The following is a 16,850-nucleotide window of genomic DNA, read 5'->3' on the forward strand; positions in this document are numbered from 1 at the left end:
GTCGAAGAACCGGTCCGCTGCCATGAGTGACGCCGCGCCGACGCGCGGCCCTTCCGTCGAGGCGATGTTCGCGCGCTACGGCCCGGCCTTCCGCTGGCTGGTGACGCTGACCGTGCTGACCGGCACCGTGTCCTGCATCCTGTCGTCCACCATCGTGAACGTGGCGCTGCCCGACATCACCGGCGCGCTCGGCATGGGACATGAGGAGGCGCAGCTCCTTTCGACCGGCTTCCTCGCCGCGACCACCAGCATGATGCTGCTGAACGCCTGGGCGGTTGACCGCTTCGGCTTCCGCGCGACCTATATCGGCTCCATCAGCGTCTTCATCCTGGCCTCGGTGCTCGCCGGCATCGGCAACGATGCCACCCTGATGGTGATGTGTCGCATCGCGCAGGGGGGTGCTGCAGGGTTGCTGCAGCCACTGTCGATGCAGATCATCTTCCTGGTCTTCCCGCCGGAACGCCGCGGCACCGCCATGGGCTTGTTCAGCTTCGGCGTGGTGATGGCGCCGGCGATCGGACCGACGCTCGGCGGCGTGCTGGTGGATGAGTTCAGTTGGCACGCGGTGTTCTATCTGAGCCTGCCCACCGCGATACTGGGCCTCGTCATGGGCCTGTTCTTCATGCCCGGCCGCATCGCGACCGGCGCGCCCCGCGCCTTCGACTGGCTGGGGTCGGTGCTGCTCGCCGCCGCCATCGGCACGCTGCTGGCCGGCCTCACCGACGGGCAGCATTACGGCTGGGGCTCCGACCGGGTTGTCGCGCAGTTGTTGATGGCGCTCGCCGCTGCCGTCGGCTTCCTGGTCTGGCAGGGCGTCGCGCCGGCGCCGCTGATGAACCTCCGCGTCTTCGCTCATGGCGGCTTCACGGCAGCGGCACTGGTCGCCTTCATCTATGGCGCGGCGATCTTCGGCTCCACCTACCTGCTGCCGCTGCTGGTGCAGGTGGTGCAGGGCTATACGCCGACGCGCTCCGGCCTGATCCTGATGCCGGCGGGGCTGGTGGTGGCGGTGGTCTTCGTCATCGCCGGCCGGCTTGCGGATGTATTGCCGCCCTGGCTGCCGGTCTGCGCCGGGCTGGCGCTCTTCGCGCTGTCGAGCTGGCTGATCGGCGGCGTCGGCACCGACACGCCCTTCTGGGGGCTGGCCTGGTGGATCCTGATCGGCCGTGTCGGCCTCGGTCTCACCATGCCGAACATGAATGTCGGCGCCATGCGCGCGCTGCCGGTGCAGCTCTTTGGCCAGGGCGCCGGCACCATCAATTTCTGCCGCATGCTGGGCGGCGCCTTCGGCACCAACCTGCTCTCGGTGTTCCTGGAACGCCGCACGCAGTTGCATGCGGAGATGCTGAACGCGGGCGCCGAGAGCAGCGCGGCGGTGCTGGAGACGCGGCGGCTCCTGGAGATGCTCTATACCCAGGGTGGCCTGCCGGAGGTGATCCGGCGCGACGCCGCCTATGACTTCATGATCCGCATGGTCGAAGCCCAGGCCGGCATGCTGGGCTTCCGCGATGCCTTCATGGCGATCGGCGTGATCTGCCTGCTGGCGATCCTGCCGGGGCTGACCTTGCGGCAGAAGCCACCCGGAGCGATCGGGGCCGCGCGGTGAAGCGTGTGGCGCCGCGACCGGCGCCCTCAGGCCGGCCGGGCTGCGCCTTCCAGGCCGGCGTCCGGCGCCTGCGCGGCCTCCGAGCGCCGCGCGTACCGGCGCGCCAGCGTCGCACAGGCGAAGAGCTGAGCCTGGTGGAACAGCATCAGCGGCAGCACGATCAGGCCTAGCGCCTGCCCGGCGAAGAGGATGTTCGCCATCGGGATGCCGGCGGCCATGCTCTTCTTCGAGCCGCAGAAGACGATCGCGATCTCGTCCTCCGTGGAGAAGCCGCACCAGCGGCTGACCCGGGTGGTGACCAGCAGCACCAGCGCCAGCAGCACCATATCCAGCAGCAGCACGATCACGAGGCCCGTCGGGCTGACCCGCGACCAGATGCCGGCGACCATGCCGGCGCTGAAGGCCGCATAGACCACCAGCAGGATGGAGCCGCGGTCGACGACCGAGGTGATCGCCTTGTGCCGCAGCAACCAGGCGCCGATCAGCGGGCGCAGCAACTGACCGGCGACGAAGGGCAGCAGCAATTGCAAGGCGATATCCGCCAGTGCCTTCAGGCTGAAGCCGGTGCCGTGGGTGTTCAGCAGAACCACCATCAGCGCCGGCGTCAGCACCATGCCGAGCAAGTTGGAGATCGAGGCGCTGCAGAGCGCTGCCGAGACATTGCCGCGCGCGATGGAGGTGAAGGCGATGGAGGATTGCACGGTCGATGGCAGCGCGCAGACGAACATGATCCCGAGCGTCAGCTCCGGCGTCAGCCAAGGGCGCAGCAGCGTGGTGAGGAGCAAACCTGCCGCCGGGAACAGGATGAAGGTGCTGGCGAAGATGATGGCTTGCAGGCGCCAGTGCATCAGCCCGGCAAGCACCGCCTGCGGCGACAGGCGTGCCCCATAGAGGAAGAAGAGCAACGCGACCGCCGCACGAACGGCCCAATCCATCGCCTCTGCGCCGGCGCCGCGCACCGGCAGCAGCGCCGCCAAGGCCACAGTGCCGACCAGGGCGGCCAGGTAGGGATCGATGTGCAGGCTGGACCAGATCCGGGTGAGCGACATCGGCCGCGCTCCTCTGTAACCGTCAAGGACCTGCAACTTAGGCTCGCCGTGGAGATCGCATATCCGAATATCTTCGATAATAGTATTCATGGATCGTGATATCGGAGTGCGGCCAGCATGGTGTCGATGCCCAGTCCCGAACTGCTGCGGTCCTTCGTCGCGGTGGCGGAGATGCGGAGCTTCACCCTGGCCGCACAGCGGCTCGGGCTGCGCCAATCAACCGTCAGCCAGCACATCAAGCGGCTGGAGGAAGGTCTCGGCCGCCGCCTGCTGGCGCGCGACACGCATTCCGTAGCCCCGACCCCGGACGGCGACGCGCTGATGGGCTATGCCCGCCAGGTGCTCGATGCGCATGAGCGCATCGACCGCTTCTTCACGGGATCGGAGCTGCGTGGCCGCATCCGCTTCGGCGCATCCGAGGACTTCGTCCTCTCCGGCCTGCAGGCGGTGCTGGCGGAATTCGCCGAGCGCCACGCCTCGGTCGATCTCGAGCTGACGGTCGGGCTCAGTGGCGTGCTTTACGAGCGCTTCGACGCCGGCGAGCTCGATGTCATCTTCGCCAAGCGCCGCGCCGGCGACACGCGCGGGCAGGTCGCCTGGCGGGAGCAGCTCGCCTGGATCGGCCGGCCCGGCATCCGGCCGGACCCGCGCCAGCCGCTGCCCCTGCTGCTGTACCCGCCGCCGAGCATCACCCGCGCCGTGGCGCTGGACGCGCTGGAACGGGCCGGCCGGTCCTGGCGGCTCGCCTGCACCAGCGGCAGCCTGAGCGGCCTCTGCGCCGCCGCCTGGGCGGGGCTTGGCGTCGCGCCGCATTCGGCGCGGCTGCTGCCGCGGGGCCTCGCCGCCCTGCCAGCCTCCCGTTCGCTGCCGGAACTGGCCGAGGTCGAGTTCGTCGTCATCGGCCCGGGCCAGCACCACCGGACCGCTGCCGCGCTGATGGCGGCGATCCTGCGCCACGCAGGTCCTGCCCAGGCCGCCCCACCGGTCTGAGCCCGCCGTTGCGGTCCGCAATGGCCGGTAATGCATCGACAGAGCACTATTGCGAGTCATTATCATTAGCAGTAGAGCAAATTTGTTCGAACCCCGGCTCGCCGGGGTCCGGCCCGCGGCGACGCGGGGCGAGGGGAAGCTCTTGAAGGGGGTGTCGAGGTGACCAGGACCAACACGCTGCGAACGGCGGTTTCGCACAGTGCACTCGGGGCCAGCCTAGCCGTGGGCTTCGCGGTCGGCATCGAGACGCCGGCCGCCGCCCAGACCGCGGCCACGCCCGAAGGCGGATCGGTCAATCTGCCGGCGATCGATGTCGAAGGCCGCGCGCCGGACAACACGCTGCGCTCGGGCACCGGCCTCGGTCGCTTGCAGGGGCCGATCCAGAGCCTGCCGCAGACCATCCAGGTCATCCCGCAGGAGGTGCTGCGCCAGCAGAACGTGACGACGCTGGAGCAGGCGCTGCGCAACGTGCCGGGCATCACCTCCTCGATCGGTGAAGGCAATGGCGGCGTCAATGGCGACCAGCTCCGCATCCGCGGCTTCACCGCGCAGAACGATCTCTATGTCGACGGGCTTCGCGATTTCGGCACCTATCGCCGCGACGCCTTCACCTTCGAGGAGGTGCAGGCACTGCTCGGGCCGTCCGGCACCACCTTCGGCGCCGGCTCCGCGGGCGGGGCGGTCAACGTCAACAGCCGCGTGCCCTTCCTTGGCAACGCCTACAACGCCGTGGTCACCGGCGGCATGGGCCCCTTCGCGCGCGGCACGCTGGACCTGAACCAGCGGCTCGGCGAGACCACCGCCATGCGCCTCAACCTGATGGGGCAAACAGGATCGATCGTCGGCCGCAACCTTGATTCCGGCGACCGCTGGGGCGTCGCGCCGTCGATCGCCTTCGGCCTCGGCACCAACACCACCTTCACCCTCGAATATCTGCACTACCACTACAACGAGGCGACCGATGCCGGCGTCCCGGTGCTCACGCCGGCCGGCGCCTCGGTCGGCCGGCCGGTCACCGAATACGGCATCGGCCGCGGCACCTGGTACGGCGGGCCGGTTGACCGCGACCGCTCGACGGTCGATCGCCTGACCGCCCGGTTGCAGCACCGCGCCACCGACTGGCTGACGCTCTACAACGACACCCGCCTCGGCTACCAGGAGCGCTTCTTCAGCTACAGCATCGCGTCCTGCGATGCGACCTGCACACAGCGTTTCTTCACCGGCCGCGGCGGCGTGCCGCAATACTCCTTCAGCGGCGCGGGCTCGCCCTATGAGAGCACCACATGGGGTCTGCAGAACGTGACCACCGCCGTCGCGCGCTTCAACACCGGCTCGATCCGGCACGAGGCGACGCTCGGCGTCGATGCTTCCTATGAAGATTACGAGCGCATCGGCTATGCCTATGGCACCGACCGCACGAATTTCCGGGGCAACCTGCTGGCGCCGGACAACGACGCGGCCTTCGGCTACACGCGCTCTACCGCGAACAATGCGACGCGCCGCGCACAGACGACGGCTGTCGGCGTCTTCGCCAGTGATCGGATCTGGTTCACGCCGGAGATCTCGGTCCTCGGTGGCGTGCGCTGGAGTCGCTTCCAGACCGACTACCAGCAATTCGGCCCCGGCTTCCCACAGACCGAACTCAATGCCGACAACAGCTTCTGGGATCCGCGCGCTGCCATCATCTGGGAGCCGACACCGAACGCGACCTTCTACTTCTCCTATGCTCAGTCGACCTTCGCGCCGGGGTCGAACTTCACCACCCAGCCCGGCCAGGCGAATGCGAACAACACAGCGCTGGAGCCGGAGCGGAACACCATTTACGAGCTCGGCGCCCGCGTGAACGTGCTGGACGGCAGGCTCGGGCTGAGCGCGGCCGTCTTCCAGATCGAGAAGAACAACGCCATCGAAAGCGACCCTTCCACCGGTGTGACGTTCTCCTCCGGTGACCGGCAGCGCGTGCGCGGCTTCGACCTCGGCGCGACCGGGCGGATCACCGATGCCTGGCTCATCAATGCCCGCTACAGCTACCTCGATAGCGAGACCACGCGCTCGCTGACGGCGGCGAATGTCGGCCACCGCGTGGCATTCGTGCCGCGCCATTCCGCCTCGCTCTGGACGAGCTATGAGCTCAACCGGGGCCAGCCCTGGAACGTCACGCTCGGCGGCGGTGTCACCTGGAACAGCGGCCAGTTCCTCAACCCTGCGAACACCGCGGAGGTACCGCAGAACTTCTCGCTCGATGCGCTGATCTCGCATCGGATCAACGACAATCTACAGGTCTCGATCAACGGCTATAACCTGACCGATCATCGCAACTACACTCAGCTCTGGACCAATCGCGCCGTGCTCGGTGCCGGACGGACGGTGCTGGTTTCGCTGAGCACCACCTTCTGATCGGCCGGCGATGGCGATAGCGTGAGTGGGGCCGGCAACGGCCCCTCTCTTTTTCCTGTCCTGGGCATCGCCCTAGGATGGCCTGCCGACTGCCAGGAGCGTCTGATGCTCGTCCACATTCCCCAGGTGCTGACCGCGGAAGAGCTTGCCCATATCCACCGCGCCCTCGAAGCCGCCGACTGGGTGGATGGCAAGGTCACGGCCGGCGACCAGTCGGCCAAGGCCAAGCAGAACCTGCAGGTTCCCGAAAACTCCGCCGCCTCCCGCGAGCTCGGCGAGATCGTGCTGCGCGCGCTCGGCCGCTCGCCCCTCTTCACCTCGGCGGTGCTGCCGCTCCGGGTGTTTCCGCCGCTGTTCAACCGCTACGACATGGGCATGGTCTTCCACGCGCATGTGGACAATGCCATCCGTGCCGTGACCGGCGGCGGCGGCCGCATCCGCACCGATGTCTCCTCCACCCTCTTCCTCACGCCGCCCGAGGACTACGACGGCGGCGAGCTGGTGATCGAGGACACCTATGGCACGCAGACGGTGAAGCTGCCGGCGGGGGATATGATCGTCTATCCCTCCACCAGCCTGCATCGCGTGAACGCGGTGACCCGCGGCAGCCGCTGGGGATCCTTCTTCTGGACCCAGTCGATGATCAAGGATGACGGTCAGCGCCGCCTGCTGTTCGACATGGACATGGCGATCATCCAGGCGCGGCAGGCGCTGCCCGACGATCACCCGAGCGTGCTCGGCCTGACCGCCTGCTATCACAACCTCATGCGCATGTGGTGCGAGCTGTAAGAGGCTGCCGCGCCCTGGACCTCGTCCGGTGTCGTGGGGGATGATGCCGCGCGCCGGATGAGAGGACCGCCAGTGCTGCAACGCTGCCGATGGGCCGAAAGCGACCCGCTGCTCAGTGCCTATCATGACGAAGAGTGGGGCGTGCCCGAGCGCGACAGCCGCGCGTTATGGGAGAAGCTGATGCTCGACGGCTTCCAGGCCGGCCTCGCCTGGATCACCATCCTGCGCAAGCGCGACGCCTTCCGCGCCGCCTTCGCCGGCTTCGACCCTGCGATCGTCGCGCGCTTCGGCCCAGCGGATGTCGAGCGGCTGCTGGCCGATCCCGGCATCGTGCGCTCGCGTGCCAAGATCGAGGCCACGATCGGCAATGCCCGCGCCTACCTGGCGATGCAGGCGGCCGGCGAGGATTTTTCCGACTTCATCTGGTCGATGGCAGGCGGCGCACCGGTCCGCGGCGATGGCATCACGATGCACACGAAGACGCCGCTGTCGGAGGCGATCTCGGCGGCGCTGAAGAAGCGCGGCTTCAAGTTCGTGGGGCCGGTGATCGTCTACGCCTGGCTGCAGGCGACCGGCATCGTCGACGATCACACCGCTCAGTGCCACCGGCGATAGCGGCCCCCCGTCTGGACGGCCCCGTCACCTTCTGGAACCTTCGGCGCGCACAGACCACGGCAAGGACAGACCGATGCAGGACCAGGACGCCATCCGCGCGCATGCGCTGGACTGGATCGCCGCCAACCAGGAGCGGCTTTCCGCCTTCAATGCGCGGATCTGGTCCCATGCCGAGCCGGCCTGGCGCGAATATCGTTCGGCCCGGGACTATGTGGAGCTGCTGCGGGCCGAAGGCTTTTCCGTCGAGGAAGGCTCGGGCGGCATGCCGACAGCCTTCGTCGCGAGCTGGGGCCAGGGTGGGCCGGTGCTGGCGAGCTTTTCCGAATACGACGCGGTGCCGGGCAATTCGCAGCAGGTGGTGCCCTATCAGGCGCCGCGCGAGGGGCTGCATCCCTATGCCGCCGGGCATACCGACCCGCATTCCGTCCTCGGCACCGCCGCACTCGCGGCGATCCTCGGCGCCAGGGCGGCGATGCAGGCGCATGGCGTCGCCGGCACGCTGAAGCTGTTCGGGGAGCCGGCGGAGAAAGTCTGCGGGTCGAAGCCCATCCATGCCGCCAAGGGCTACTACGACGGGCTGGACGCCGCCGTGGTCTGGCATCCCTGGCCGTCCAACACCGTCACCGGCGAGACCCATTTTGGCGCTTATTGGAGCGCCGTCATCAGCTTCGAGGCCGATACGCCGGAACAGTGGATCGATCCGACGCTGGTGCCGATCGAAGGCGCGCATGCAGCCGCCCGCTGCCCGGGCGCGCTGGATGCGCTCTGCCTCATGTACACCACGACCAAGTACACCAAGGAGGCGATGTTCCCCCATGCCGGCTCCTGGACGCTGAACGAATTCGTGCTCGGCGATGGCGGCGCCACATCGGACAACCTGCCGCCGCGCTTCTCGCAGATCCAGTATTCCTGGCGCTCCTCCTCGCTCGGCATCCAGGAGCAGATCTGGCGGGTGCTGGCGAACAATGCGCGCCATGCCGCGGCCAGCACCGGCTGCCGCGCCTTCGTGCGCTGGGTGACCAAGACGCGCGTCGGCGTGCCGAACACGGTTATGACCGATCTCACCTGGAAGAACCTGCAGGTGATCGGCGCACCGACCTATGCCGAGGAAGCACTCGAGTTCGGCCGTGCGATGCAACGCAACCTCGGCCTGGAGCCGATGCCGGATCCCTTCATCGCCGAAGTGAGCAAGCTGACGCCGCCGGAAGCGAATGAGGCGCGGCTGCGCGCCGGCCTGCCCTCCTGGCAGAAGCACCTGAGCGCCGATGATTACGTGGAGTTCTGCTGGCACGCACCGACGGTGCGGCTGCTCGCGGCGCGACCGAGGCTGCGGCCGCCGTCCAGGGGCTACGCCTATCCGAACTGGGCCTACAACGCGCTCGGCGGGTTGCCGGCGGCGGTCGATCCCGGCCTTTTCGTCGCAGCGAAGACCATGGCGCTGACCCTGGTCGACCTGGCGACGCAGCCGGCGGTGCTGGCCGCCGCCCAGGCGGAGTTCCGGGAGCGGACCGGGGGTGGCGTCGGCGGGCCGGATTGGGTGGGTCCGCTACTGCCGTCCGACTTCGCGCCGCCGGTCGACCTGCGCTGGCCGGAATATGTGACGACCGCGCGTGGCGAGGAGTGGTGCATTCCGACCCCACATGCCGGCACCGGCGCGGGCGAGCCGCTCTGATCGCATCGGAAGGCCCTGCATCGCAGGGCTTCCTTTGCTGGCGCTATGACGGCATGCCGCCAGTGTACTGCTTGATGCCGGCGGTCCGGCGGGTGAAGCCGGTCTGGAAGGCCGTATTGTCCGCGTTGCCCGGTGCATCCGTACCGGTGAGCGGCTTGTTGTCGGTTTCCCGGCAGATCACGCCGTCTTTCACCTTGTGCACGTCAAGGACATTCGGCGCGGTGGCATCCAGCAGATTGTGCGCCAGCTCGTGCAGGATGCAGTTGGCGACCACCGTCTCCCGGTTCGTCGTGGCGTTGCCGCGGGGGTCACCGCCCTGCACGATCTGGCGCAGATAGACTTCCGACACCACGGCCTTGTCGGCGGCGCTGAGCATCGTCGAGCCGGAGACGCCAAGGGTGATGTCGCCGGTCGCCTTGGTGGCGACGATGCTGTCCGCGGCGCTGGTCAGCAGGTAGCAGACGAAGTCGGATGTGGTCGGGTCCGCCGCCTTGCCATCCCAGATGACCGAGACCGCGTTGTACTTCGCGACGCTCGGGATGATGGCGTCGAAATAGGCTTTCAGCTTCTCGCCGCAGGTCTTGCGGTGGCTGTCGTCGAAGCGGCCGGACAGGTCGCCGGCCTTGTTGACGAGATAGACCTTGAGCGTCGCTGCCATGGCGGGGCCCTCCTGGCGCCCCGCCGATCCTATCAATTCCGGAACGATTCTTCCACCGCGAAATCGCTCCGGAGCGACGCTCCGTCACCCCGGCAGGATGAAGGGCTTCGCCTCAGCGTCGTAATCCGCGTAGCCCAGCATGGCGCGCAGCTCCGCCGGCGGCAGCGCGCCCGCCGCCTCCGAGGCGCCGGCGGCGATCGCGGCGAGCCCGGCCTGCATCCCGGCCGCCGCGGGAGACAGCATGCCGGTCGGGAAAGTGCCGATCTTGAAGCCGAGCTCGGCGGCCTGGCTCTGTGTGGGCGTCGCCCGCGCGCCGCCCGGGGACAGCACCACGAAGGACGGCTTGCCGCCGGCGGCGGCGATGCCACGGCGGATTTCGGCGTCATCGGCGGGGCTGTCCAGGAACAGGATGTCGGCGCCTTCAGCCGCGAACATCCCGATCCGCGCCACCGCCTCATCGATGCCCTGGGTCGGGCGGCAATCGGTGCGCGCCAGGACCAGGACGCCGGAGTCCTTCGCCGCCTGCACGGCCGCCCGGATCTTCATCCGCGCCTCCTCCCGCGGCAGGCAGGGCTTGCCGGCCGAGGTCAGGGCGCGCGGGGTGATCTTGTCCTCGATCAGGATCGCGGCGGCGCCGGCGCGGCCATAGGCGCGCACCGTCCGCTGCACGTTCATCGCATTGCCGTAGCCATGGTCGCCATCGGCCAGCACCAGCAGATCCGGCGCGGCGCCGCGCACCATGTTGAAGCTGTCGAACATCTCGGCGAAGGAGATCAGGTCGAGATCAGGCCCACCGAGGCGGCTCGCCGCCACGCAGGATCCGGAGAGGAAGGCGGTGCTGAAGCCGGCGCCGGTCGTCAGCTTGGCGGTGAGCCCATCCCAGACCGCCGGCATCACGACGAAGTCCGGCTTGGCCAGCAGGGCACGCAGACGATCGGGGGCGGTCATGGAAGTTCCTCTGGATGACTTGTTGCCATGACGATATCGCCATCCCGCATTCCCACCAAGCCGCCGCCGAAAACCGCGGCCGGGTGTGCAGAATGATTCTGTCATCGTTTCGTCGACCGTCTATTCTGGCCCGATGACGCATGACAGCCAGAGCCGGCCGCTCGTCCTCGGGGATGGCCGCATCAGCGGCTACCTCTCCATCGCCCTCGGTGTCCTCAGCACGCTCGGGGTGCTTTGCTTCCGCTTCCCCGACCTGCTGACCACGCCATCGCTGCGCGCCGGCTACGACCTCGACTGGATGCGCATCCTGCTGGGCGCAGGGATGCTGTTCTCGGTAGGCTTCGGGCTGCTGACCTTCATCCTGGGCCGGCAGCGGAAGCTCGGCGCCATCGGGGTGCTGCTGACCCTGCTCGCCTTCTGGCTCGGCGGCGCCGGGGTGCAGGTCGGGCCGCGCTACGACATCCGCACCTATATCGGCCTCGACTGGTTCATCCTCGACCTGCTGATGTCGGCGATCGTCTTCATCTTCCTGGAGAAGATCATGCCGCGGGCGCGCGAACAGGCGGTGCTGCGGCCGGATTTCTGGCATGACGCGCGCTACTTCGCCTTCAACCACCTGGCGATCGGCATCTTCCTGTTCGTCGGCACCATCCTGGTGCCGTCGCTGTTCTCCTGGAGCATCAATGCCGGGCTGCAGGCCTGGTTCCGCGATCTGCCCGGCGTGGTGCAGTTCGTCACGGTCCTGGTGCTGGCCGATCTGATCGAATACGCGATCCATCGCTCGATGCATGAGATTCCGGCGCTCTGGCGCTTCCATGCCGTGCACCACAGCGTCGAGCACATGGACTGGCTCGCCGGATCGCGTCTGCATATCCTGGAGCCACTGGTGACCCGGGCCATGGTGATGCTGCCCGCCTTCATCCTGGGCGCCGAGCCTGGCCCGATGCTGGCCTATGTGGTCTTCGCCGGTTTCCAGGCCGGGCTGATCCACGCCAATGTCGGGGTGAATTTCGGCCCGCTGGAGCATCTCTTCGCCACGCCGCGTTACCACCACTGGCACCACTCGAGCGACCGCGAAGCCATCGACGTGAACTACGCCGCGCATCTGCCCTTCATCGACCGCCTCTTCGGCACCCACCATCTGCCGGCGGAGCGCTGGCCGGAGCGCTACGGCGTCGTCGGCGATCCGTTGCCCAAGGGCATGCTGCGGCAATTCGCCTATCCGTTCCGTCGCAAGCCGAAGACCGGTTAGGACGATTCCGGCTTTCCCCCGGCGCCGCGCTCTGGTGAGGTCGGGCGATCAACGAATGCCCGACCCAGGGGGAAGCAGAGAGATGACCCAACGACGCAAGGCCGCCCTTGTCACCGGTGCTGGCCGCAATATCGGCCGCGCCGCGGTGCTGGCGCTGGCCGGCGATGGCTTCGATGTCGCCATCAACGGTTCCAGCAACCGCGCAGCCTGCGAGGCGGTCGCCGAGGAAGCGCGCGCGCTCGGCGTGGAGGCGCTGGTGGCCATGGGCGATGTCGGCCGTCCCGAGGATTGCGCCCGTATCGCGGCGGAGGCCATCGCCCGCTTCGGCGCCGTCGACGTGCTGGTCAACAACGCGGCGCTGCGGCCGGCCAAGCCCTTCCTGGAGACCAGCGAGGAGGAGTGGCGCCGCGTCATCGCCGTCGACCTGGACGGTGCGGTGTGGCTGATCCGGGCCTGCGTGCCCGGCATGCTGGAGCGCGGCTGGGGCCGCATCGTGAACTTCACCGGCATGAACGCCATGCACGGCTATGCCGGGCACTCGCCGGTCTCCGTCTCGAAGCACGGCGTCTGGGGGCTCACCAAGGCTCTGGCCAAGGAGTTCGGGCCGAAGGGCGTCACGGTCAACGCGATCTCACCGGGCCCGATCGCCGAGGATGGCGAGGATCTGGTCAGCGAGCGCCGCGCAGCGGCGATCGCCCGGGTCCCGGTCGGCCGCATGGGCACGCCGAAAGAGGTCGCGGCCGCGGTGCGGCTGCTGGCCTCCGAGGACGGCGCCTACATCACCGGCCAGATGCTGCAGGTGAATGGCGGCGGGCAGACGTAATTCTGGCCTCAAACGCCGGCGCCGGCATCCGCCGGCTTGGCTTGCGCGCTGTCACGTGCGCGCCCGACGCGGCTGCTGGTCGCGCGCGGGGGCCGCATTCGCGGCCCCGGAGCATCGGCTTCGCCTCGCTCCGCAGGAACCAGTGGCGGCCTCCGGCCGCGGTTTCGACCCAGGCGCGCGTCACACCACGCGCGCAGCGTGCAGCGCCGCGATCCGCGCCGCGTCGTAGCCGAGCTCCGCCAGCACGGCATCGGTCGCCGCGCCGGCGTCCTCGGTCGCGGTGCGTGGGCTGTCGTCGATCCCCGTCAGGTTGATCGCCGAGCCGACGATGCGCTGCTCGCCGAGGCGCGAATGCGTGACGCGCTTCGCCATGTCGAGATGCTGCACCTGCGGATCCGCGAAGACCTCGTCGATGCGGTTGATGGCGCCGCAGGGGATGCCGGCAGCATCCAGCACCTCGATCCAATGCAGGCGCGACTTCTCCTGCGTGACCGCCGCGATCGCCGCGTTGATCGCGGCGCGGTCGCGTGACCTTCCGTCGGTGGTGCTCCATTCCGGCTTCTGCAGCCATTCCTCGCGGCCGATCGCCTCGCAGAACCGCACCCATTGCCGCGCCGAGGAGGCGGCTAGGGTGATCGGCCCGTCGGAGGCCGGGAAGACACCGGTCGGAATCGAGGTCGGATGGTCGTTCCCCGCCTGGCCCGCGACCTGCCCGGCCATCAGCCAGCGCGAGGCCTGGAAGTCCAGCATGAAGACCATGGATTCGAGCAGGCTGGTGTGCACCCAGCGGCCACGGCCGGTCTCCTCCCGCTGGAACAGGCCCATCATGATGCCGAGCGCGAGCAGGTTGCCGGCCGTCAGGTCGCAGACGGGAATGCCGACCCGCATCGGCCCGCCATCCGGCGCGCCGGTGATCGACATCAGCCCGCCCATGCCCTGCGCGATCTGGTCGACGCCGGCGCGATGGCCATAGGGGCCGTCCTGCCCGAAGCCGGAGATCGAGCCATAGACGATGCGCGGGTTGATGCGGCTGACCGTCTCATAATCCACGCCAAGCCGGTACTTCACCTGTGCCCGCATGTTCTCGACGACCACGTCGGAGCGCCGGACAAGCGCGTAGAAGATCTCCCGCCCCGCCTCGCTCTTGAGGTCGAGGTGCATGGCGCGCTTGTTGCGGTGCAGGTTCTGGAAATCAAAGCCGTCGCGATTGCCGGTGATGTCGCCGCCGGGGCCGGCGGGCGGCGGCTCGATGCGGATCACCTCCGCGCCCCAATCGGCCAGGTGGCGGACGCAGGTGGGGCCGGCGCGGGCGAGCGTCAGGTCCAGCACGCGGATGCGGTGCAGCGGCAGCGCTGCATGCGGATCCCCCGCCCCAGGATCACCGGCCGGCCGTTCCGACATCGCTTTCCTCCTTGGATACAAAGGAAGGCTGCGACCGGAAGGCCGGGTTGTAAACCGGGATTCAGCGAGGCGGATGCATGCCCTGGAAGATCGGCATCAGAAGGTCCTGCACGCCGGTCGAGAGGATCTGCACGCCGATGCAGAGCAGCAGGAAGGCCACCAGCCGCGTCACCACCCGCGCGCCGCTATGGCCGAGCAGGGCGATGATCCGATCCGCCGAGGTGTAGGCGATCCAGACGAGCAAGGCGATCAACACGGCCGCAGCGGTGACGCCGACGAAGAAGCCCCAGAGGCCTGGACCGCTCTCCGGCCGGGACGCACCCAGCGCGATCGCGACCGAGATCGTGCCGGGCCCGGTCGTGAAGGGCATGGTGAGCGGGAAGAAGGCCACGTCCTCATCGGCGCTGGCGGGTGCTGCCTGGCGTTCCTTCCGCTCCTCCTGCACCTCGGGCGCCATCAGCAGCTCCCAGGCGCGGATCGCCACGAGCAGCCCGCCGGCGGTGCGGAGCGCGCCGAGCGAGATGCCGAAGAAGTTCAGGACATAGGATCCCGCCCAGAGCGAGACCAGCAGCACGGCGAGCGAATAGCTGCCGACCAGCCGCGCGAGACGGGCGCGTTCGTCATGCGTCCGGTGCGCCATGACCTGGCTGAAGATCAGCGCCGAGCCGATCGGGTTGACGATCGAGAACAGCGCCGGGAAGGCGAGCAGGAAGGCCGCGAACATGGTGCTCATTCGGCGCGGATCCGATCGATGGAAATCAGGTCAGCGGCGCAGCGTCAAAAGGGCACCGACGCCCTCCTTGATGCCGCCGCGCCGGCGGGTCGGGCCTTGCGTCTTCATCGCGAATTCCTCTTCCTGCCTCTGCACGCGCGCGACGTCAGCGCCGGGCGACACGCTACCCGGCCAGGGCCTGCCATGTCACCGTGAGCTTGCGCGGCATCTGCGCGCCCATCAGCGCCAGCAGCGCAGGATATCGTCGGCCTCCGCGGTTTCCACCTGCTGCCCATAGCGGGAGCGGTACAGCGTCAGGAGCGCATCATGCGTCTGGTCCGAGGAGCTGCAGATCGCATCGGTCGCGATCACGACGCGATAACCGCGATCCACGGCGCCAAGCACGGTGGCCAGAACGCAGACATCGGTCTCGGCGCCGGTGATGATCAGGCTGTCGATGTCCCGCCCGCGCAAGACCCGGTCCAGCGCCGGGTCGATCCAGGGCGAGTAGACGCGCTTGTCGATCACCGCGGCGGGCGGGACCAGCCGCAGCAGGGGCGGCACCAACGCAACCAGATCCGCCGGTAGCGCATCGAGCGTCATGTTGCGCCAACGCTCATAGTAGCGCCGCCAGGTCCCGGTGGCGTCGTCCGGCCGTTCGGCGGGTATGAAGCGGGTGAAGACCGTGCGCTCCGGCCTGGCCTGTGCGATGCGTTCCACCACCGGCAGCACCCGCTCCATCCAGGGCGTGTGCCATTCCGTCTCCTGCGCGAAGAGGTTCTGCATATCGACGCAGAGATGCGCACAGCTCGCCGCCAGTGGGCCGTATTGCAGCGCTTCCAACCGGACCTCCCGCGCATTCCCCGGCGCGAACCGCCTTCGAGATGATGCAACGCCGAGAGCAGGCACGGGGTTTGCATGCTGCTTCGCAGCATTGCAGCATTTCGTCCAGCGAAGGCGCGGAGCCATGAAGCCCACGATCCTCACCACCATGCCCGTCTCGCTGACCCTGCATGATCGTCTGAGCGGGCTCTATGCTCTGCACAGGCTCCCCGAAGGCGCAGGCCCGGATGCCGTCCCCGACCTCGCGCGCGGTGCGCGCGCGCTGATCACCCTGGGCAGCCTGCGCACCGATACGGCGCTGATGGATGCCCTGCCGGAGTTGGGATTGATCTGCTGCTATGGAACCGGCTTTGAAGGGGTGGATCGCACCGCCGCCGCCAGGCGCGGCATCGTCGTGACCAATGCGGGCGATGCCAATGCGGCGAGCGTCGCCGAATTCGCCGTCGGGCTGATGCTCACGGCATCACGCGACATCCTCATCGGCGATCGCCTGGTGCGCGCCGGCGGCTGGACCAGCCTGAAGCTCGATCGCATGCCATTGGTCCCGGGACTGGCGGGCCGGCGCCTCGGCATCTATGGCCTCGGTGCCATCGGCATGCGGATCGCGCAGCGCGCGGCCGCCTTCGACATGGCGATCGGCTATCACAACCGCTCACCGCGCCCCGATGTCTCCTATGCCTTCCATGGCAGTCTGATGGATCTGGCGCGCTGGGCGGATGTCCTGATGGTGGCCGTGCGCGCCGGCACCGACAACCGGCATGCCGTCAACCGCGATATCCTTGCGGCGCTCGGCCGGGACGGCCTGCTGGTCAACATCTCCCGCGGCATTGCCGTCGACGAGGCCGCGCTCTGCGAAGCCCTCGAGACAGGCGCCATCGCCGGAGCCGCGCTCGACGTCTACGAGGACGAACCCCAGGTGCCGGACCGCCTGAAGGCGTTGCCGAATGTGGTGCTCACCCCGCACATGGCCGCGCTGTCGAGCGCGGCGCAGGGCGCGCAGCAGGAGATCCTGCTCGGCAATCTGGAGGCCTTCTTCGCCGGCCGCCCAATACGATGGCAGGTCCCACCCGCATAAGGCTGCCGCAGCCGCCGACA

15 protein-coding genes are annotated in these 16,850 nt (G+C 68.5%); 9 read left to right on the top strand and 6 right to left on the bottom strand.

From position 1 onward, the window contains the following. Positions 1-22: 22 nt before the first annotated feature. Positions 23-1,606 (top strand): DHA2 family efflux MFS transporter permease subunit, encoded by a 1,584-nt coding sequence (locus GXW71_RS09585; RefSeq protein ID WP_211852270.1) that lies wholly within the window; start codon positions 23-25, stop codon positions 1,604-1,606. A gap of 26 nt (positions 1,607-1,632) precedes the next feature. Here the strand turns inward: GXW71_RS09585 and GXW71_RS09590 are convergent, their stop codons facing one another. Beyond that, on the bottom strand, positions 1,633-2,655 hold the full coding sequence (locus GXW71_RS09590; RefSeq protein WP_211852271.1) for a bile acid:sodium symporter family protein: 1,023 nt from the start codon (positions 2,653-2,655) through the stop codon (positions 1,633-1,635). A 126-nt stretch (positions 2,656-2,781) separates the two neighbouring features. On the opposite strand from GXW71_RS09590, the gene GXW71_RS09595 reads away from it, so the two are divergent. From GXW71_RS09595 to GXW71_RS09615, 5 genes are all read left to right on the top strand, one after another. Continuing rightward, positions 2,782-3,645, top strand: coding sequence for a LysR family transcriptional regulator (locus tag GXW71_RS09595; RefSeq protein WP_246526420.1), 864 nt, complete (start codon positions 2,782-2,784; stop codon positions 3,643-3,645). Between the two features lie 159 nt (positions 3,646-3,804). Further along, the gene (locus GXW71_RS09600; RefSeq protein ID WP_211852273.1) at positions 3,805-6,042 is read left to right on the top strand and encodes a TonB-dependent receptor; all 2,238 of its coding nucleotides are present in this window, start codon (positions 3,805-3,807) and stop codon (positions 6,040-6,042) included. 105 nt (positions 6,043-6,147) lie between these two features. Then, positions 6,148-6,831: a Fe2+-dependent dioxygenase gene (locus GXW71_RS09605; RefSeq protein ID WP_211852274.1), complete on the top strand. Its 684-nt coding sequence runs from the start codon at positions 6,148-6,150 to the stop codon at positions 6,829-6,831. Between the two features lie 57 nt (positions 6,832-6,888). After that, positions 6,889-7,446, top strand: a complete 558-nt coding sequence (locus GXW71_RS09610; protein ID WP_211852275.1) for a DNA-3-methyladenine glycosylase I — start codon at positions 6,889-6,891, stop codon at positions 7,444-7,446. Positions 7,447-7,519: 73 nt separating this feature from the next. Beyond that, complete coding sequence (locus GXW71_RS09615) at positions 7,520-9,118, top strand: M20/M25/M40 family metallo-hydrolase (protein ID WP_211852276.1); 1,599 nt, start codon at positions 7,520-7,522, stop codon at positions 9,116-9,118. Positions 9,119-9,161: 43 nt separating this feature from the next. Here the strand turns inward: GXW71_RS09615 and GXW71_RS09620 are convergent, their stop codons facing one another. After that, positions 9,162-9,776, bottom strand: a complete 615-nt coding sequence (locus tag GXW71_RS09620; protein ID WP_211852277.1) for a hypothetical protein — start codon at positions 9,774-9,776, stop codon at positions 9,162-9,164. An 84-nt stretch (positions 9,777-9,860) separates the two neighbouring features. Further along, a complete protein-coding gene (locus tag GXW71_RS09625) occupies positions 9,861-10,724 on the bottom strand; it encodes an isocitrate lyase/PEP mutase family protein (protein WP_211852278.1) in 864 nt (287 codons plus the stop codon). Positions 10,725-10,809: 85 nt separating this feature from the next. Here GXW71_RS09625 and GXW71_RS35410 point away from each other — a divergent pair, with 85 nt between their 5' ends. Next, the gene (locus tag GXW71_RS35410; RefSeq protein WP_211852279.1) at positions 10,810-11,976 is read left to right on the top strand and encodes a sterol desaturase family protein; all 1,167 of its coding nucleotides are present in this window, start codon (positions 10,810-10,812) and stop codon (positions 11,974-11,976) included. A gap of 82 nt (positions 11,977-12,058) precedes the next feature. Beyond that, positions 12,059-12,799 (top strand): SDR family NAD(P)-dependent oxidoreductase, encoded by a 741-nt coding sequence (locus GXW71_RS09635; protein WP_211852280.1) that lies wholly within the window; start codon positions 12,059-12,061, stop codon positions 12,797-12,799. A 180-nt stretch (positions 12,800-12,979) separates the two neighbouring features. Here the strand turns inward: GXW71_RS09635 and GXW71_RS09640 are convergent, their stop codons facing one another. The 3 genes from GXW71_RS09640 to GXW71_RS09650 all read right to left on the bottom strand — a co-directional run bounded on the left by GXW71_RS09640 (position 12,980) and on the right by GXW71_RS09650 (position 15,755). After that, the gene (locus GXW71_RS09640) at positions 12,980-14,200 is read right to left on the bottom strand and encodes a CaiB/BaiF CoA transferase family protein (RefSeq protein ID WP_211852281.1); all 1,221 of its coding nucleotides are present in this window, start codon (positions 14,198-14,200) and stop codon (positions 12,980-12,982) included. A gap of 61 nt (positions 14,201-14,261) precedes the next feature. Beyond that, a complete protein-coding gene (locus GXW71_RS09645; protein ID WP_367617275.1) occupies positions 14,262-14,933 on the bottom strand; it encodes a MarC family protein in 672 nt (223 codons plus the stop codon). A 219-nt stretch (positions 14,934-15,152) separates the two neighbouring features. Further along, the gene (locus GXW71_RS09650; protein ID WP_246526421.1) at positions 15,153-15,755 is read right to left on the bottom strand and encodes a cysteine hydrolase family protein; all 603 of its coding nucleotides are present in this window, start codon (positions 15,753-15,755) and stop codon (positions 15,153-15,155) included. A gap of 124 nt (positions 15,756-15,879) precedes the next feature. Here GXW71_RS09650 and GXW71_RS09655 point away from each other — a divergent pair, with 124 nt between their 5' ends. After that, on the top strand, positions 15,880-16,830 hold the full coding sequence (locus GXW71_RS09655; protein ID WP_211852283.1) for a 2-hydroxyacid dehydrogenase: 951 nt from the start codon (positions 15,880-15,882) through the stop codon (positions 16,828-16,830). The last annotated feature ends 20 nt before the right edge of the window (positions 16,831-16,850 follow it).

This window comes from Plastoroseomonas hellenica, assembly GCF_018129085.1.
In the GTDB taxonomy this organism is placed as follows: domain Bacteria; phylum Pseudomonadota; class Alphaproteobacteria; order Acetobacterales; family Acetobacteraceae; genus Plastoroseomonas; species Plastoroseomonas hellenica.